Here is an 18,071-nt window from a genome sequence, read left to right as displayed (position 1 = left end):
GCGAAGGAACCCTGGCACCTAGCGGATGAGCGAGGTACTGGCACCGGGGCCAAACATTCCTCAATCCAGCCGTTTCTTGAAGCGGAAGGCGGCGACGATCATGCCGAGAACGAAGAACCCGCACATCCACAGCACATCGCGGTGCAGCTCCACCAGGCCAGCATCACGCAGGACGAACCCCCGGATCATGCGCATGAAATGCGTCGCCGGAAACGCCTCGGCAATATACTGCGCGATCAAGGGCATGCCTTCGTAGGGAAACATGAAGCCGGACAGCAGGATGGACGGCAGCAGCACGAACACGGTCATCTGGGTCGCCTGGAGCTGGCTCTGGGCAATGGTCGACAGAACCAGTCCCAGCGACAGGCTTGCGCCGATGAAGAGCAATGTCCCGACCAGCAGATCGAATATCTTGTCGCCGAAAGGCACATTGAACAGCAGGTGACCGAGCCCGAGTATGATCACCGTCTGCAGCAGCCCGATGAAGATGTAGGGAATGATCTTGCCAATCATCAGCTCGATCGGCCGCACCGGCGTGTTGATCAGCATTTCCATGTTGCCGCGCTCGCGTTCACGCACAATGGCGGCAGAGGTGAACATGATCATCGTCATTGTCAGGATAATGCCGACAAGGCCCGGAACGATGTTGATGGCTGTGCGCTGTTCCGGGTTGAAGAACAGGGCAACCTCGAAGGTTGGGGTGGACCGGTTCGGTGCCTGCCTGTTCAACTCCGCAAGCGGCATGTTGCGCAGGGACTTGATAGCGCCTGCGATCATGGTATCGGAGCCGTCGACAATCCATTGGGCGACGGGCCGGCTGGTTTCCTCGTCGGTGGAAGGCGGCGTGCCGAGGTTGGCGGCGGGAGAACGCGCCACCCGCTGGGAAAGATCATTCGGCAGGATGAAGGCTGCGCGCACGCGTGCAGCCTTGATGGCCGTTTCGGCTTCCTCGATGCTTGTCAGCCGTTCGGTTACCGTCACCACGCGCGTGGCTTCCACCATCTGGATCAGGATCCGGCTCAGCCCGGTCTGGCTGTGATCGACGACAGCAATCGGAATATCGCGGATGTTGGTGTTGATGGCGTAACCGAACAGGATCAACTGTATCAGCGGGATCATGATAACCATGCCGAAGGTCATCCGGTCACGGCGCAACTGGGCGAGCTCCTTGAAGAAGATGGCGGATATCCGGGAGAGCGGTCTGATCACTGGCGGCCTTCTCCCGTCGCTGTAACGAAGACGTCTTCCAGGTTGGGGCGCACCTTTTCGATCAGCGTGGCCCCGTTGGTCTCATCCTTGTTTTTCAGGAAAGCGTCCGGGTCGGCAATGTCGTCCCGCACCAGAACCCGCAGGCGTGCACCCAACTGGGCGGCGGTGATGATACCCTCCGTTCCCAGCAGGTGACGCCGGATGTCGCGCAGATTTGGTCCCTCGATCTCCACCACATTGGCCCCCATTGCAGCCATCAGATCCTTGGGGGCTCCATCGGCACGCTTCTGGCCTGCTTCCATGATCGCTATCTTGTGGCAACGTTCCGCCTCGTCCATGAAGTGGGTGGTCACGACAATGGACGTGCCGCCCTCGACCAGGTCGAACAACTGCTCCCAGAAATGGCGGCGCGATTCAGGATCCACGGCGGAGGTCGGCTCGTCCAGGAACAGAAGCTGAGGCTCGTGCAAAACGGCGGTCGCAAGGGCAAGACGCTGGCGCTGGCCACCGGACATCTTGCCGGCAAACCGGTTTCCCAGCTCGCTCAACTCGTACCGCTCCATGACCTCGGCGATACGCTGTTTCTTCCGCTTCGATGGCAGACCATAGATCGTCGCCATGAAGTTGAGGTTTTCCAGAACCGTCAGATCACCGTAGAGCGAAAACGCCTGGGTCATGTAGCCGATCTTGTACTTCAGCGTCTCGGCATCCTTGGGGACGGACAGGCCGAGCACTTCCACGGTTCCTTCTGTCGGCGTCAGAAGCCCGGTGAGCATGCGCATGGCCGTGGTCTTGCCGCAGCCGTTGGGGCCGAGAAAGCCATAGATCATGCCGCGTTCAATGGTCAGATCCAGCCCGTCGACTGCCCGGAACCCCTTGAAGCTTTTGACCAGACCCTCGGCCCGGATCACGATGTCATCACCTGTTGTGGTCACGGCAGGACGACCTGCGCCGGAACTCCGTTTGGAAGGTCGTTGGCGCTGTCGGGCAATTGCACCTCGGCGACATACATCAGCCGGGCCCGTTCGGACTGGTTGAGGGCGTAATAGGGGGTGAAGGAAGCTTCGGAGCTGATCCGGCGCACCGTGCCTTCGATTGGCTTGTCGAGGCCGTCGATCCGCACTTCCAGCTTGTCGCCCTGCTTGACCTTTACCCGGTGGGGTTCAGGCACGTAGACGCGGGCATAGGGGGCGTCGCCCGCAAGCATCACAACAACGGGACTGCCTGCCGTCACCCGTTCCCCCAGGTTCCAGGGCAGGTTATCGAGAGTGCCGTCCCGCGAGGCGGTGATGGTGAGGTCGGACAGGATCTTTTCCTGCGTGGCAAGGCTCGCCTCGGCGGCCGCGAGCTCGGCCTTGGCTATGTCGAGGTCTTCCGCTCTGGTGCCCGCTACAAGCTCCTTCAGCTGTTCCTGTGCGCTTTTCAAGGTGGCATCGGCCGCATCGCGTGCCGCCTTGGCGCTGTCGAGCTGTGCCTGGCTTGTGGTGCCGCGCCCGGTCAGGTCGTTGTAGCGTTCAAACGAGGCTTGCGCGTCCTCCAGTTCCGCCTTCGCGCCGGCAACAGTGGCGCGGGCCTTGGCGATTTCCTCTTCGCGCGCTCCGTTTTCAAGCTTGACGAGATTGGCTTTGGCTTTCTGCACCTCTGCCTTTGCCTGCGCCACGATGGCCTGCTGTTCGGCCGGATCCAGCTGAGCCAGAATGGTCCCCTTCTTGACGAAGGAGCCCTGTGGAACCGGAAGATCGATCAGAACTTCGTTGGCCGTTGCCGTCAGCGCAACCCTGTCGCGTTCGAGGTTTCCAAGGGCAACGTTCTCGTCCTCACCGTAACAACCGGCAACAAACAGGCAGACCGAGGCTGCAAGAATAGCATGCAGACGAGGCGCGGACATGAATTCCTCCTAATGGATCAACGACATGCAGCAAAAATGACGATGCGTTGCCGTAACCATAGCCTGCTTCGAAGGTCCGTGCCAACGCCGGATGGAATTGGCCGAAAAGTGCCGGTGTCAGCGCTAAACTGAAGCTGGGCTGTGGGCGTGACGCAGATGAAGAAGCCGGGCGGGTCCTGGGCACGCGGCCCTAAAAAAGGCTGCGGTTTGCACCACAGCCTCTTTTGGAAATGATTTGATCCTGAGCTGTCAGCTTGCCCGCTTGAAGACGTTGTACCAGCGTTTCTTCGGCACGGAGATCGCCCGTTCCAGGATTTCCGCCGCATACAGCGATGCGTTTTCCCGCGCCTTGCCAACACCGGACACCAGGGATGTGTCGAGACCGGAGAGACCGCCACCGAATTCGAAGAGGTCGCGGAATGCGGCTCGCTCGACAATCGGCGTCATCAGGACATCGATGTTCTGGGCGGAGAGGAAGTCCTGCACCGCCTTCATGGCGCGGGTCGTCACCGCGGCGTTGGTACGGGTCAGAACCACGCAATGCTTGATATCGTGGCGGACGATTTTTTCCAGTTTCTTGATCAGGGTCAGGATCTTCGCACCCCCGCGGGCGTCCATGGAAGACCCCTGGATCGGCACCACCACCAGATCGGACACCGACAGTGCATTGGCGACGATCAGGTTTTCCGTGCCCTCAAGATCGACGATGACATAATCGGAGGTCTCGGCAGCTAGCGTGATCTGCTCCGTGACGGAGGCTGGCGAAATTTCGCTGATGACATTGATGCCCGGGCTCTTTCTTGGCAGCTCGTACCACTTCGAGATCCATTTCTGCGGGTCCGCATCGAAGATGGTGACGCGTTTTCCCCGTGCCGCGACTTCTGTCGCCAGCAGCAGGGCCGCCGTGGTTTTTCCGGCGCCGCCCTTTGCGTTTGCGAAGGAAATGACTGGCATCTGGGTTCTCCTGACCTAGCCGAGCAATGTCTGGAGCAACTTGCGTCTGCGAGCGCGTGTCGAAAGCTGCCCCAACACTTTGGAGGCGATCCGTCAGCGGGTTTCCGTATGTTCCGTTGCAAATCCGCTTGTGTCGCCGATGGCCCTTTGCGAGCCTATCTGTCTGGCAGTCTTGGATTTTTATGGTTACCAAATCCTTAAATTCGCATTTTGCAGCAGACTTATTCAACAAACGTTAGGATTTGTGGATAACGACCTGCAAAACACCTTGGCACTATTTGCAAGGGTCTGTCTAAAAGCCGCGATTAGTCGCAGGGAACGGTCTGCACCAACGAATTTGCAACAGCGGCTCGCTGAACGTTTTTAGTTTGGGTCGGCGCGATGTCCCGCCGAATTTCGGAAGGCCGCCGATTGCATGCGCCTTGGGTGCCGCGTAGGTTGTCGGAGCGGAAGGGCTGGCTGAATCGGTCGCCTGCCGCCTGTTGACCGGTCTCATGGTATTCGGGGCACTTGTCCGCGTTGAATTGAACGCCAGATGCTTTGGGATCAGTATTATATCTTTGATCCGCGCCTTGAAGGACGCCACATGCTGCACCGATTTTTCAACTCCCGCCCGGCCTGCGTGATCCGGAAACTTCTGCTTTGCGGGGTGTTAGTATACGTGGGGACAGCTGGTTTCGCCCAGGCGGAAGCCCTGAAGCCTTACAAGGACAGGCTGTTCCGATACAAGAAGGTTACAGAGACGCTTTACGACGGCGATTTCATCGTTGTTGAGTATTCCAAACAACGTGACCTGCGCGACCGGGACGAAGTCGATGAGCGCCGGGTCTATGGAAACTATGTTTCCTACAAGCCTAAACGTGGTCGCGGTAGCGGCGAACTGAAGGCCAATGGCCGGCTGGTCGAGTTCATGGGCACCGGCAACTGGAAGGGCGGAGCCAGTGCCATCGTGATTTACATTCACGGGCAGGGTGGAAACCGCTTTCAGGGCATGAACGATGTCTCCTTCGGCGGCAACTTCAACCGGGTTCAGAACCTGATGGTCAGGAACGGCGGCGCTTACCTGACCGTCGACGTGAAGAATTTCGACAATCGCGGAACCGCGGATGTGGCAGCCTTGATCCAGTATCAAAAGCAATTGTCACCCCGCGCCAAGGTCGTTGTAGCCTGCGGATCCATGGGTGGCATCATCTGCTGGAACCTGGTGAAGAACGCCAATTACGCCAGCATGCTTTCCGGTATCCTGCTGCTCGGCTCGCCGAAGGATCCGAATTTCCTGTCCTCCGGTGCGCTGGGGCGCAATGTGCCGATCTACATGGGGCAGGGGACGATGGATCAGGTCTACAACTGGGAAGACCAGGCGAACTTTTTCAAACAGATCAAGACACGGGCTCCCAATTACCCGATCAAGTTCACCCTGTTTGACACCGGCACCCACGGCACCCCCATCCGCATGACCGACTGGCGACTGATACTCAACTGGATGCTGGGTTAGGCGAAGGGGCGGTGTTGTTCAGGATCGAAAGTGGTTCGGCAGAAACAATCTGCCGGGCGCTGGATGATACTTGAAATGCTTTTATAGTTGCCCTTACGTCACCTTTAGCTTCAAACTGCCCTCAAGGCACGAATGCCTGTCACCTCGACGATGGCTCGAAACTGCCGTTTTTCGGCTTGTCAGCCTCGATCCTTGAGATGGAGCTGCGTATCAGGGGGATTTATCATGTCGGAGTATTTTGATCTCGGCTGCTACTCGCGTGCGGTGACGTCCGTACCGGCGGCGCAAGTCTGGTTTGACCGCGGTCTGGTCTGGCTTTTTGCCTATAACCACGAAGAGGCGATTGTCTGTTTCGAAAAGGCGGTGGCGGCCGACCCGGCATGCGCGTTGGCTCACTGGGGCATCGCTTACGGTATTGGTCCGAATTACAACAAGGCCTGGGAAATCTTCACGCCCGAGGAAAAGGGGCCCGCGCTGGCACGTGCTCACGCCGCGCTTGCCACTGCAAGGGCGCTGAAGGAGGCCAAGCCGGTGGAGCGTGCGCTGATCGAGGCTCTGGCGTCGCGATATCCCACAGATCCGGAAATCGAAGACTATCAGCCCTTCAACGATGGCTTCGCGGAAGCGATGAAACCCGTTTACGAAGCCAACAGGGATGATCTGGATGTTGCGTGCATCTATGCCGAGGCCTTGATGAATCGCACCCCCTGGCAGTTGTGGGACTTTCACACGGGCGTCCCGAACCCGGAAGCTTCAACGACTGAGGCGGTCGCGGTTCTGGAACAAGCTTTTGACCGGACTCCGGCTGCCTGGGACCATCCGGGCCTCTTGCACATGTACATTCACCTGATGGAAATGTCGCCGCACCCTGAAAGGGCGTTGCGCCATGGCGACCGGTTGAAGGATCTGGTGCCGGATGCGGGCCATCTGGTGCATATGGGAACGCATATCGATGTTCTTTGCGGCGACTACCAGAATGTACTGTATCGCAACCTCGCCGCAGCCAAGGTCGACGAAAAGTTCAAGGCTTACGCGGGCCCGGCGAATTTCTATGCGCTGTACCGGATCCACAATCTGCATTTCGCGTTTTACGGCGCAATGTTTCTTGGCAGGAAGGCCGCCGCGGTGGAGGCCGTCGAGCGGCTGCGTGACGAGGTGCCCGACGAAGTTGTCCGGTCATACCCGGATGTCTTTGAAACCTTTGTGGCCGCCGCACCGCATGTCTATATCCGGTTCGGAATGTGGTCGGAAATCCTCGAGCTCGAGCAACCCGCAGACAAGGAACTTTATGTCACGACCAACGCGCTGATCTACTACGCGAAGGCCATCGCTCTGGCCAATCTCGGACGTCATGAGGATGCCCTGGCTGCCATGGCCGATTTCACGGCGGCCTACGCGGAAGTGCCGGATAGCCGGATGCTCTTCAATAACACCGCACGAGACGTGCTTGCGGTTGCCGAGGAAATGATGAAGGGAGAAGTCGCCTTCAAGGCTGGACGGAAGGAAGAGGGGCTTGCCCATCTTCGCAATGCCGTCGACCTGGACGACGGTCTCCAATACGAGGAGCCGTGGTCCTGGCCACAGCCGACCCGCCATGCATTGGGTGCACTTCTAATGGAAGCCGGCAAGTATGAGGAAGCTGAAGCAGTCTACCGTGCAGACCTGGGCCTGGACGGTAAATTGCCGCGTCCGAGTCAGCATCCGCGAAATGTCTGGGCGTTGCACGGATTGCATGAATGTCTTGTCCGGCGTTCGGAGAAGGTCGAGCTGCCGCATGTGAAGCTGCTGCTCGACCAGGCGATCGCACGTGCCGACATTCCCATTCGCGCAAGCTGCCTCTGCCGCGCCAAGGCGGCGTGAGCTGGGCCAAGCGCTGATCCAGTGCTTTCCGGTCGTGGAAGAAGCGCGTCAGCTTGCGGGCTTACAGGGTTCCCACCGCTGACGGCTTCACCTTCAGCAGCCCCTCCGCCAGATGATCGAACACCACGCGGATCCTCCGGCTGGTGTGCAGTTCGCGGTGGGTGACCAGCCAGATCGGGAAGGAAACCGGCTCGATATCGGCAAAGGCCGGAACGATCTCGGGGAAGCGGGCGGCGATTTCGTCGGCCATGATGGCAAGTCCGAGGCCCTGGCGGACGAATTCCCAGGCGACGACCCCGCTCGGCGACCCCAGACGAATATTGGCTTCGCTCACCTTAAGCCCGAAGGCGCGCAGGTATCCGACAAGTTCTTCGTTGTTGTCGAAACCGATGAAATCGAGGTCCGGCGCATCTTCCCTTGTCAGCGGACGACCGAACTGCTCGACAAGTGATCTGGCTCCGAAGATACGCGCCGGAGCGGCGCGAAGCTTGCGGGCATAGAGATCGGGATGGTCCGGTTCCACGTGACGAATGGCGATATCCGCCTCACGCCGGCGCAGGTCACTCAGGCTGTTGGTGCAAAGGACCTTCACCTCCACACCCGGTGCCTTCTCGCGCAACTCTCGCAAAATGCCGGGCAGAACATGAGCTGCCATCAGATCCGTCGTTGAAACGGTCACCAACCCTTCGACCTGTTGCGACTTGCCGGACGCCGCAAGCGAGATCCGGCTGGCCGCATCTCCCATCGCGCGCACATGATCAGCCAGCTCGATCCCCGCTTCTGTCAGGATCAGGCTCTTGGAAACTCGCTGAAACAGCGTCACGCCAAGCGTCTCTTCAAGCGCGGCCACCTGACGGCTGAGCGTGGGCTGGGTCAGTCCAAGCGCTCGGGCCGCAGCGGACAGGGACCCTTCCTCTGCTGTCACGAGAAAGGCACGGGCCTGGTTCCAGTCAAATGTGATGGTCTGCCAATTCATGCAAATATGTATATCAACTAGCCGGATTTCGGCAATTCTCATTCATTTCTGAACCAAGTACCTTTCTAGTCGAAAGGAGACGCCAATGAGCCCGTCATCTGTGATGATCCATTTGGCAAACATCGTTCTTTCGGTTCTGGAGTTCCTGGCTTCGCCCACTGGCGGCCGAGATATCGGTCGTGACATTCTTCATCAGATAGGCCTTCGCGGCGGCCGCAAGAAGAAGAAATAGCGGGTTACGGGGGCTTCGGACAACTGATGTTTCGGAGCTGCTTCGAAGCATGGAAGCCTTTGTGCCGGCTGTCATATTTGCGGTTGGCGCAGTTTCGACCGACCACCGCTGCCTCCACTTATCTGTCAGGAATGGAACTTCAACCATGGCGACAACATGGACCAATGAAATGCCGTCTTCCGCCGGCTTCTGGAGCAAGGCCGCACGCAAATATGCGGCGTCTCCGATCCGCAATCAGGAGGCCTATGAAAAGACGCTGGAGCGGATCAGGGAACATCTGGGACCGCAGGACAGCGTTCTGGAACTTGGCTGCGGCACCGGATCGACCGCGCTGCTGCTGGCGGGGAATGTAAGGTCCTACCTCGCCACCGATTTTGCAGGTGGCATGATCGAGATTGCCGAGGCGAAATTGAAGGACGGGCCGGGTGCGGAAGGTCTTCCGCAAGGCCTGAGGTTTGCCGTTGCCGATGTTTTCAGTGACAAGGTCGAACCGGGTGAAGCCGGGTACGATGCCGTGCTGGCCTTCAACTTCCTGCATCTGGTGGAAAACGCCGAGGACACATTGTTCCGCATCCATCATCTCCTGAAGCCGGGTGGTCTCTACATCTCCAAGACCGTTTGCCTGAAAAGACGTGCCTGGCTGTTTGCGCCCCTCATCAAGGTGATGCAACTGTTCGGCAAGGCACCGTTTGTCCGGTTCTTTTCGTTCGAGATGCTGGAAGAGAAGGTCCGGTCCGCCGGGTTCGAAATCATCGAGACAGGAACCTATCCCGCTCCCTACAGCCGGTTTGTCGTCGCCAGGAAGCTCTGACGGGGCTTGTGGCAGAGGCTTGCCGCTTGCTCATTAAATCGATTGAAATGGCTGTCTGTGGCGACTTGCGGAACAGCTTTTGGGGTGCTAGGTGTGATGTACCTCTCTGCAACTGTTCCCTTGAAAGCTGAAAATGCTCGTCCGCGATCGCGCCTTTTTCGCGTCCATGTTCCTGACGGTACTGGCCGATCAGATCCTGTTGTTTCTGGTGCCGCTGGTGATTTTCCAGATCACCGGGGATGTTGCGTGGTCCGGTCTGGCCTTCTTCTTCGAAACCCTGCCGCGTTATCTGACCTTTCCCCTCGCGGGCATTCTGTGTGACCGGTTTTCGCCGATCCTGCTGCTGCGCATAAGCCGCATCCTGCGGGCCTTGGCCTGTATTGTCGGTATTGCCGGCCAGCTTGCTTTCGGCGGCGTCTGGTGGTTGATCGGGCTGTCTGCAGTCGTCGGCGTATTCACCACGCAGGGTATGCTGGCGCTCGAAATGGTGCTGGTGCGCGCGTTTTCCGACCAGCGCTTCGAAAAAGTGGCGAGTTACGGTCAGCTTGCCTCGCAAATGGGCGTCGTGCTCGGTCCTCTGGTGGCCGCTTACCTGATGGCGTTCTGGCCATGGCAGGCTGTGGTGGTGCTGGCAACGGTCCTGTTCGTGCTGGCCGACCTTGCCTTCCACTTCTGGCCCGGTCAGACGCGCATGCAGGCGGCACCCGACAAGCGCGTTTCCCGTCATCCCGTGGCGGACCTCATTCACGCGCTCAAGCTGGTCTGGACATTGCCCGGGCTGACGCGGGCAATCCTGCAGGCCGCCGGCGTCAATCTGATCATCGGGGCCACGCTGGCAACGGCAGCTGCCATGATGACCGGCTTTTTCAGTCAGAGTGAGCAGGTCTACGCCTGGCTACAGGTCGGCGGAGCCCTTGCGACGCTTGCTGTCCTCACTCTGACGGCCCATGTGGCGCTCGGTTTGAAAACGCTCGGTCTGACAGCTTATGGGTTGATTTGCACGGGAGCGGTGCTGACGGGCCTCGGTGCCCATCCGCTGATCTATGCGGCAGGTTTCCTGCTGATTGCCGGGTTCGACAAGATGTTCAACATCTATGTGCGCACCCTGCGCAAGGAGATCATTCCGCCGGAGGAATTCGGCAAGACCACCGGCGCCATCATCTGTCTCAACAATCTGTCGCAGCCACTGGCCGGTCTTATCGTCGCCGTGTTTGCGGCCGGAGACGACGCGCGGTCTGTCCTGCTCGGACTTGCCGTCACCATGGCGGTGCTGGGGGCAATGACCTTCCGGCGCTCGGCTGTGCAGGCATGACGCAAAGGGGACGGCAGATCAGCTGATTGCCGGCTGGTCCCGCAGGGCCGTCAACCCTTCGGCTGACCGTCTGACGATATCCGCGATCTCCGTGAGCTGGGCCGCCAGTGGGCTTCGTCGCCGCCAGACCATGCCGATGGTCCGGGTCGGTTCAGGGGCCTCGAAGCGTGAAATGGCTACCGATGCGGAGCGGGTTTCCACGGGAACGGCCATTTCAGGGATCAGCGTGACGCCCATGCCGGCGCTGACCATCTGAACAAGCGTGGACAGGGAGCTTGCATCCAGAACTTCACGCGGCGGGCCGGACTGCAGATTGCAGAAGGAGAGGGCCTGATCGCGGAAACAATGGCCTTCCTCCAATAGAAGCAGGCGCATCTCGCGCAGACTGTCGGCGCTCGGCAGCGGCGCATTGGCTTCGCGTGCCGACCGCACGAGCACGAAGCGCTCGCTGAAAAGAGCCGTTTCGGCAAGTGTACCTTCGGACACCGGCAAGGCCACGATGGCTGTGTCGAGGCGGCCTTCGTCCAGTTCGTCGATCAGGTTTGGTGTCACCGTCTCGCGTACGTGAATGTCCAGTTCCGGATAACTTTTCGTCAAGGCCCCGACGACGCTAGGCAGGAGATAGGGGGCAACCGTCGGAATGACGCCGATGCGTAGGCGTCCCACGAGTCTTTCACGCGATGCCCTGGCTAGGTCCCCCAGTTCTTCGGTGGCCCGCAGGATGTCGCGGGCACGCTCGGCGGCGACTTCACCAAAATGTGTCAGCCGGATTTGTCGGGCTCCACGTTCGAACAAGGTGGCACCGAGCACCTCTTCCATTTCCTTGATCTGCATGGACAGGGCCGGCTGCGAAATGGCGCAAGCCTCTGCTGCCTTGCCGAAATGGCCGTGACGGGCAAGAGCCTCGAAATAGCGTAACTGTTTGAGGGTGATATTGATCATAAGTTTAACTTATCGAACTTATCAGAAAATTCAACTTCCTCTGATCACATCCCTTTGCTAGCGTCAATTTGCACAGACAGGATCAGGTGGCTGCAAACACCCCTTGCAACGCCGGCTGGCTTTTGTGCGCGGAGATTTTGGGAGATTTGAGCATACCGATCTGTCCTGGGCTCATGCGGGTCTGCGGATATCACGGGCGTCTCACGCGGCCCGAATAATCGAACGTTTCAGATTTAAGTGGAGAGAGTTATGGACGCTAAAGTGGAAAAGACAGGCGGATGCCCTGTAATGCACGGCGGCAACACGGCGATGGACAAGCCGGTTACGAAATGGTGGCCGAATGCGTTGAACCTCGACATCCTGCACCAGCGCGGTGCGCGCACCAACCCGATGGACCCGGACTTCAACTACCGTGAAGCCGTCAAGGGTCTCGACCACGAGGCGGTCAAGGCCGATGTCCGCGCGCTCATGACCGAAAGCCAGGACTGGTGGCCGGCTGACTGGGGCCATTACGGCGGTCTGATGATCCGACTGGCATGGCACTCCGCCGGTTCCTACCGTATGCAGGACGGCCGCGGTGGCGCAGGATCCGGCAACATCCGGTTTGCTCCGCTCAACTCCTGGCCGGACAACGCCAGCCTCGACAAGGCCCGCCGCCTGCTGTGGCCGGTGAAGAAGAAATACGGCAATGCGCTGTCCTGGGCCGATCTGATCATTCTGGCCGGCAACATGGCTTACGAATCCATGGGGTTCAAAACCTTCGGTTTCGGTTTCGGCCGTGAAGACATCTGGGGTCCGGAAACCGACGTCTACTGGGGTTCGGAAAAGGAATGGCTCGCGCCGGTCGAGAACCGTTTCGAAAACGCCGATGATGCAACGTCGCTGGAGAACCCGCTGGCGGCAATCCACATGGGCCTGATCTACGTGAACCCGGAAGGCGTCAACGGCCAGCCGGACCCGGTCAGAACCGCAGCGCATGTTCGTGAAACCTTCAAGCGCATGGCGATGAACGACGAGGAAACCGCCGCACTGACCTGTGGTGGCCACACCGTCGGCAAGGCCCACGGCAACCGGTCTGCCGAAGGTATCGGTGTGGAGCCGGAAGCTGCCGGCGTCGAGTCGCAGGGCTTCGGCTGGGCGAACACCGAACAGGGCGGCAAGGCTGCCAATGCCTTCACCTCCGGTATCGAAGGTGCCTGGACGCAATTCCCGATCCAGTTTGACATGGGCTACTTCGACTACCTGTTCAATTATGATTGGGAACTGCGCAAGTCCCCGGCAGGTGCCTGGCAGTGGGAACCGGTCAACATGCCGGAAGACAAGAAGCCGGTTGATGCATCCGACCCGTCGGTCCGCCGCAATCCGATGATGACCGATGCCGATATGGGCATGAAGATGGACCCGGTCTACAACGAGATCTGCCGGAAGTTCATGGCTGATGAGGCCTATTTCCGGGATTGCTTTGCCCGCGCCTGGTTCAAGCTGACCCACCGCGACATGGGCCCGAAGGTCAATTATCTAGGTCCGGATGTTCCGGCTGAAGACCTGATCTGGCAAGACCCGATCCCGGCCGGCTCCACGTCCTACGATGTGGATGCGGTGAAAGCTAAGATCGTCGCCAGCGGCCTGTCCGCCGCCGAGATGATCGCGACCGCGTGGGACAGCGCCCGTACCTTCCGTGGGTCCGACAAGCGCGGCGGTGCCAACGGTGCGCGCATCCGTCTGGCGCCGCAGAAGGATTGGGAAGGCAACGAGCCGACCCGGCTGGCAAAGGTTCTGGCCAAGCTTGAGCCGATTGCTGCCGAGAGCGGTGCCTCTATTGCCGATGTCATCGTTCTGGCCGGAAACGTCGGACTGGAACAGGCCATCAAGGCCGCTGGTTACAACGCCAGCGTTCCGTTTGCGCCGGGCCGCGGCGACGCGACCGATGAACAGACGGATGCGGAGTCCTTCGAGGTTCTGGAACCGCTCGCCGACGGCTTCCGTAACTGGCAGAAGAAAAAATACGTTGTCAGCCCGGAAGAGATGATGCTCGACCGTGCGCAGCTGCTGGGCCTGACCGCGCGTGAAATGACTGTCCTTGTAGGCGGCCTGCGCGTGCTGGGAACCAACCATAGCGGCACCAAGCATGGCGTCTTCACCGACCGCGAAGGGGCTCTGACCACGGACTTCTTCGTCAACCTCACCGACATGGCCAACAGCTGGCATCCGGTTGCCGACGGCACATACGAAGTTCGTGACCGTCAGCTGGGCACGTTGAAATGGACCGCAACCAGCGCTGATCTGGTCTTCGGCTCCAACTCCATCCTGCGGGCCTATGCGGAAGTCTACGCTCAGGATGACAACGCCGAGAAGTTCGTGCAGGACTTCGTTGAAGCCTGGACCAAGGTCATGAACGCGGATCGGTTCGACCTGCACTAAAAGACCCGTTATGGCAATTTGAAACGAATGGCGGCGCCCCGGGATCTCCGGGGCGCCGTTTTCTTTGGCGGGGTGGATCAGTCAAGCAGATTGATACACGTTCCGACGGTTGCCGGAATGCTGATTTTGCGTTGCAGCAGAAGATTTCCATCAGCACTAACCCTTACTTCCTTGAAAAGGTCATTGTTCGGTCACAAGGTTTATGTTGCACTGCGAAGCGGTTTCAGGTTGCGCTTGAGACAGCGACGAGTGGTGGCTTGCCGGTTTCCTTCCGGTCTGCTGGTCCTGAGGTTCGGGAGCTGTGCGCATATGTTTGATTTGACGGGTCAAAAGGCCCTTGTTGTCGGCGTCGCCAACGATCAGTCCATCGCTTATGGCTGTGCCAGGGCATTGCGTGCGCAGGGCGCGGATCTGGCGATTACCTATCTGAACGAACGTGCCGAAGCCTACGTGCGGCCTCTCGCCGAACAACTGGAAGCGGACATCATTGCCCCGCTCGACGTGCGCCATACCGCGCAGATGGATGACCTGTTTTCCATGATTGAAGCCAAATGGGGCCGTCTAGACACCCTGCTCCATTCCATCGCCTTCTCCAAAAAGGAAGACCTGCACGGCCGTGTGATCGACTGTTCGTCCGATGGCTTTTCGCTGGCCATGGATGTGTCTGTGCATTCCTTTTTGAGGCTTATCAAGCGGGCCGAACCACTCATGCCCCAGGGCGGTACCTGCATCACTGTGTCTTTCATGGGCGCCCAGAAGGTGGTCGAAAATTACGGCGTCATGGGTCCGGTCAAGGCCGCACTGGAAGCGGCCACCCGCTACGCGGCAGCCGAACTTGGACCGAAGGGGATCTCGGTCCACGCACTGTCACCCGGTCCGCTCAAGACCCGTGCTGCCTCCGGCATCGCCGAATTCGACGCACTTCTGAACGACGCGGCTGAACGCGCGCCGACACATCAACTGGCCACGGTCGACGACGTCGGGGCCTATGCCGCCTTTCTTGCCAGCCGGGAGGCGTTCAACGTCACCGGGGTCGTGCACCCGATCGACGGCGGCTACAGCATTCTTGGATAGGAGGTCCTGATGAAGGACATTTTTGATGCGCTTGAAAAAGGCCAGAACGCATTTCTGGACTCGCTGCACGACGCCACTGCCTGGGGGCCTTCTGAACGCTTTACGGCCCTGCAGGCGCAGGCGACGGAGCTGTCCAACCTGGCGGAGCTGATGGGCAGGGGGCTGACCAAGCACCTGACCAGGATTTCCGACGACCACAAGGCCCGTTGGCAGGCGAATGTTTCCGAATTCGGAAAGGCCGTGGAAGCCATGGGCGGTGCGCAGGAAAAGGGGTCTCTCTTTGAGGCCTGGGAGGATTACTGGCAGGATGTCTCCCAGCGTGTGGTCCTCACAATGGACACCCTTCGTCAGCGTGGCGACAACTTTCTGGACCACGAGGATGCCGGCTGTCCGCCGGTTCTGGTCTATGACTACGAAGTGGTTCTGGACGGTGCCGATCTGCCGCGTCCAAGCTGCTACATGCTGCTGAAAATCATTCCGCCGGCAGACCTGCCGTGCCGCGACCCGAAGCCCTGGAAACGGCCCTATATTATCATTGATCCGCGGGCGGGACATGGCGCCGGGATCGGAGGTTTCAAACCGGACAGCCAGGTAGGCGTCGCCCTGCACGACGGTCACCCGGTCTACTTCGTGGCCTTCAAGCGCATGCCGGAAAAAGGCCAGACGCTGGCAGACGTGACTCATGCCGAAGCGGCATTTGTGCGCAAGGTTATGGAACTCCACCCGGAAGCCCCCAATCCGGTCGTCACCGGCAATTGCCAGGGTGGCTGGGCGACGCTGCTGCTGGCGGCCACGAACCCGGATCTGACCGGACCGATCATTCTCAATGGGGCGCCTGTCTCCACCTGGGCCGGCCGGGTCGGTGAAAATCCGATGCGCTACAATGCCGGTGTTCTGGGCGGTACGTGGAATGCCATGTACTACTCCGACCTAGGCCACGGCATCTTCGATGGCGCCGACATCGTGCAGAATTTCGAACTGCTCAATCCGGCCCGGAACTATTTCGGCAAGTACTATGATCTCTATTCAAAGATCGATACCGAGCCGAAGCGGTTTCTGGAGTTTGAACGCTGGTGGGGCGGGTACTTCCTGCTCAACGAAGCGGAGATGAAATGGATTGTCGAACAGCTCTTCGTCGGCAACCGTCTTTCCAAGAACGAGGCGCAGCTTGAACCCGGCCGCAACGTCGACATCAAGCACATCCGCGCGCCGATCATCGTTTTCGCCAGCTACGGCGACAACATCACCCCGCCGCAGCAGGCCCTCAACTGGATCATCGATACCTATACGGACGAGCGGGAAATCGCCATTCGTGGGCAGCGGATCATCTATATGATCCACGAACAGGTCGGCCATCTCGGCATTTTCGTGTCTTCCAAAATTGCCAAAAAAGAGCACACGGAAGTCACCTCGACGCTGAAGACGATCGAGGCGCTGGCTCCGGGTCTCTATGAAATGACCATCGACGACTATGAAGGCCCGTTGCTTGAACGGGAATTCACCGTCAGCTTCCATGAACGCAAGATGGAAGACCTGACGAAGATCGATGATGGCCGGGACGATGAAATTCCCTTCGCCGCCGTTGCCCGTGCGTCGGAGCAACAGGCTGAATTCTACGACGTCTGTGTACGTCCTTTCGTCCAGGCGTTCGTGACCGAGCAGAGTGCGGATCTGCGCCGCAAGACCCACCCGCTCAGAATGCAGCGCGCGCTGTTCTCCAGCCTCAATCCGGCGCTTGGCTGGTTGCCGGGCATTGCCGAGCGGGCCAGAAACGAGAGGTCGCCGGCCAGTGCAGGCAATCCGTTTGTCGAACTGGAGAAGGTCAATGCAGCCTTGGTCGAACAGTCCATGGATCTCTATCGGGATCTGCGCGACACCGCCTACGAAAACCTGTTCTATTCGATCTGGGGAACACCCTACATGCGCTGGTTCGGCCGCAGTAAGCAACCGGGTCGGACGCTGAAACGCAAGGACGAACTGCGCAGCCTGCCGCCGGTTCAGGCCGCGCTGATGCATATCGAGGAAGGTGGTTTCTGCGAAGCCGTCATCCGCATGCTGATCCTGCTCGCCGACAGCCGGGGCAACGTCCGCCGCGACCGTCTGGAAAGGTCTGCCCGTGTTCTGACGCAGGACGAGCCGTTCAAGTCGCTGACAGCGGACGAACGCAGCTTCATTCTTCAGGAACAGACGATGATCGTCGAATTTGCACCGGCTCAGGCGATCGAAACCCTGCCCAAGCTTCTGAAAACCAGGGAAGAGCGGGAACTTGCGGCCAAGGTCGTCAGGTTCATCCCCGGCGCCATAGACGAAATGACGCCGCATACCATGGAAACCCTGCAGCAGTTCCACGAGGTGCTTGGCCTGCCGCCTGTGTCAGGAGACGTCACGGAAGATCCGCTGGCTGCGACGGACGTGGCGGTCGAGCCGGGCAAGGAAGACGCCAGGGCTGCACAGAAAGAGGCGGCCAGTAAAACGCCGGTACGGGCAGCTTCGGCTGCTGCGGCACCGAGCAAATCCTCGCCTCGCAAACCGTCCGCGCGCAAGACGACGGCCCGCAAGACAAGCGCCTCGCGCAAACCGCGCAGCGCTGCGAAGAAGTCCCAAGAGCCGGCTGAATAATAAAAGGGGAGCGCCCGGGCCTCTCGGACGCTCCCCACAGAGCCCCCCTGGAATTATTGTTGGAGTTTGGCTCTGATCTGAAACGGTGTTTTGCTTAGCAGGCTAAGGCATGATTTCGGCAAACCGGCAGAGATGGAAACTCAGGACCCAACTTGCTGGATTGATGCGTTAAGCATAACGATATCGGGGCTACTCACAAGTGCCGGTTCACCGGTTGGCCAAGGAATGTCGACAGGCCAAATTCCAGCTCTGTTTTCTTTGCGTTTTTCGCTACGCTC

The 18,071-nt window shown here is 59.4% G+C and carries 14 protein-coding genes; 8 read left to right on the top strand and 6 right to left on the bottom strand.

What is annotated here, in order from left to right; translation table 11 throughout:
* Positions 1-60: 60 nt before the first annotated feature.
* The 4 genes from ACYQ54_RS12400 to ACYQ54_RS12385 form a co-directional block, all read right to left on the bottom strand.
* Positions 61-1,209 carry an ABC transporter permease gene (locus ACYQ54_RS12400; RefSeq protein ID WP_460082661.1) on the bottom strand — a complete coding sequence of 383 codons (1,149 nt, stop codon included), beginning with the start codon at positions 1,207-1,209 and terminating at the stop codon, positions 61-63.
* Positions 1,206-2,144, bottom strand: a complete 939-nt coding sequence (locus tag ACYQ54_RS12395; protein ID WP_460082660.1) for an ABC transporter ATP-binding protein — start codon at positions 2,142-2,144, stop codon at positions 1,206-1,208. Before ACYQ54_RS12395 ends, ACYQ54_RS12400 begins: the two co-directional genes overlap by 4 nt.
* Positions 2,141-3,097, bottom strand: a complete 957-nt coding sequence (locus ACYQ54_RS12390) for an HlyD family secretion protein (RefSeq protein ID WP_460082658.1) — start codon at positions 3,095-3,097, stop codon at positions 2,141-2,143. Before ACYQ54_RS12390 ends, ACYQ54_RS12395 begins: the two co-directional genes overlap by 4 nt.
* Before the next feature lie 249 nt (positions 3,098-3,346).
* Positions 3,347-4,051, bottom strand: a complete 705-nt coding sequence (locus tag ACYQ54_RS12385) for a ParA family protein (protein ID WP_460082656.1) — start codon at positions 4,049-4,051, stop codon at positions 3,347-3,349.
* Positions 4,052-4,637: 586 nt separating this feature from the next.
* Between ACYQ54_RS12385 and ACYQ54_RS12380 the strand changes: the two genes are divergently transcribed.
* Together ACYQ54_RS12380 and ACYQ54_RS12375 are read left to right on the top strand one after the other, a co-directional pair.
* A complete protein-coding gene (locus ACYQ54_RS12380) occupies positions 4,638-5,546 on the top strand; it encodes an alpha/beta fold hydrolase (protein ID WP_460082653.1) in 909 nt (302 codons plus the stop codon).
* 225 nt (positions 5,547-5,771) lie between these two features.
* Positions 5,772-7,406 (top strand): hypothetical protein, encoded by a 1,635-nt coding sequence (locus ACYQ54_RS12375; protein ID WP_460082650.1) that lies wholly within the window; start codon positions 5,772-5,774, stop codon positions 7,404-7,406.
* A 61-nt stretch (positions 7,407-7,467) separates the two neighbouring features.
* Here the strand turns inward: ACYQ54_RS12375 and ACYQ54_RS12370 are convergent, their stop codons facing one another.
* Positions 7,468-8,382, bottom strand: a complete 915-nt coding sequence (locus ACYQ54_RS12370; protein WP_460082649.1) for a LysR family transcriptional regulator — start codon at positions 8,380-8,382, stop codon at positions 7,468-7,470.
* A gap of 85 nt (positions 8,383-8,467) precedes the next feature.
* Between ACYQ54_RS12370 and ACYQ54_RS12365 the strand changes: the two genes are divergently transcribed.
* The 3 genes from ACYQ54_RS12365 to ACYQ54_RS12355 all read left to right on the top strand — a co-directional run bounded on the left by ACYQ54_RS12365 (position 8,468) and on the right by ACYQ54_RS12355 (position 10,737).
* Positions 8,468-8,614 (top strand): hypothetical protein, encoded by a 147-nt coding sequence (locus ACYQ54_RS12365; protein WP_460082648.1) that lies wholly within the window; start codon positions 8,468-8,470, stop codon positions 8,612-8,614.
* Positions 8,615-8,759: 145 nt separating this feature from the next.
* Positions 8,760-9,425: a class I SAM-dependent methyltransferase gene (locus ACYQ54_RS12360; RefSeq protein ID WP_460082646.1), complete on the top strand. Its 666-nt coding sequence runs from the start codon at positions 8,760-8,762 to the stop codon at positions 9,423-9,425.
* Positions 9,426-9,558: 133 nt separating this feature from the next.
* Positions 9,559-10,737, top strand: a complete 1,179-nt coding sequence (locus ACYQ54_RS12355; RefSeq protein WP_460082644.1) for an MFS transporter — start codon at positions 9,559-9,561, stop codon at positions 10,735-10,737.
* An 18-nt stretch (positions 10,738-10,755) separates the two neighbouring features.
* On the opposite strand, the gene ACYQ54_RS12350 is transcribed toward ACYQ54_RS12355, so the two are convergent.
* Positions 10,756-11,679, bottom strand: coding sequence for a LysR substrate-binding domain-containing protein (locus tag ACYQ54_RS12350; RefSeq protein WP_460082642.1), 924 nt, complete (start codon positions 11,677-11,679; stop codon positions 10,756-10,758).
* Between the two features lie 249 nt (positions 11,680-11,928).
* Between ACYQ54_RS12350 and katG the strand changes: the two genes are divergently transcribed.
* From katG to ACYQ54_RS12335, 3 genes are all read left to right on the top strand, one after another.
* Positions 11,929-14,100, top strand: coding sequence for a catalase/peroxidase HPI (katG, locus tag ACYQ54_RS12345; protein WP_460082639.1), 2,172 nt, complete (start codon positions 11,929-11,931; stop codon positions 14,098-14,100).
* 309 nt (positions 14,101-14,409) lie between these two features.
* Entirely contained in the window at positions 14,410-15,174 is a 765-nt protein-coding gene (gene fabI / locus ACYQ54_RS12340) for an enoyl-ACP reductase FabI (RefSeq protein ID WP_460082636.1), read from the top strand.
* 9 nt (positions 15,175-15,183) lie between these two features.
* Positions 15,184-17,793 carry a DUF3141 domain-containing protein gene (locus tag ACYQ54_RS12335; RefSeq protein ID WP_460082633.1) on the top strand — a complete coding sequence of 870 codons (2,610 nt, stop codon included), beginning with the start codon at positions 15,184-15,186 and terminating at the stop codon, positions 17,791-17,793.
* Positions 17,794-18,071: the final 278 nt, after the last annotated feature.

Source organism: Roseibium sp. LAB1, assembly GCF_054658235.1.
This window is presented reverse-complemented; position numbering and strand designations above follow the sequence as displayed.

Coding starts and splice junctions, on each gene's coding strand:
- ACYQ54_RS12385 (WP_460082656.1), bottom strand. CDS start 4,051: ATGCCAGTCATTTCCTTCGCAAACGCAAAGGGCGGCGCCGGAAAAACC.
- ACYQ54_RS12375 (WP_460082650.1), top strand. CDS start 5,772: ATGTCGGAGTATTTTGATCTCGGCTGCTACTCGCGTGCGGTGACGTCC.
- katG (WP_460082639.1), top strand. CDS start 11,929: ATGGACGCTAAAGTGGAAAAGACAGGCGGATGCCCTGTAATGCACGGC.
- ACYQ54_RS12335 (WP_460082633.1), top strand. CDS start 15,184: ATGAAGGACATTTTTGATGCGCTTGAAAAAGGCCAGAACGCATTTCTG.
- ACYQ54_RS12350 (WP_460082642.1), bottom strand. CDS start 11,679: ATGATCAATATCACCCTCAAACAGTTACGCTATTTCGAGGCTCTTGCC.
- ACYQ54_RS12355 (WP_460082644.1), top strand. CDS start 9,559: ATGCTCGTCCGCGATCGCGCCTTTTTCGCGTCCATGTTCCTGACGGTA.
- ACYQ54_RS12370 (WP_460082649.1), bottom strand. CDS start 8,382: ATGAATTGGCAGACCATCACATTTGACTGGAACCAGGCCCGTGCCTTT.
- ACYQ54_RS12365 (WP_460082648.1), top strand. CDS start 8,468: ATGAGCCCGTCATCTGTGATGATCCATTTGGCAAACATCGTTCTTTCG.
- ACYQ54_RS12380 (WP_460082653.1), top strand. CDS start 4,638: ATGCTGCACCGATTTTTCAACTCCCGCCCGGCCTGCGTGATCCGGAAA.
- ACYQ54_RS12390 (WP_460082658.1), bottom strand. CDS start 3,097: ATGTCCGCGCCTCGTCTGCATGCTATTCTTGCAGCCTCGGTCTGCCTG.
- fabI (WP_460082636.1), top strand. CDS start 14,410: ATGTTTGATTTGACGGGTCAAAAGGCCCTTGTTGTCGGCGTCGCCAAC.
- ACYQ54_RS12360 (WP_460082646.1), top strand. CDS start 8,760: ATGGCGACAACATGGACCAATGAAATGCCGTCTTCCGCCGGCTTCTGG.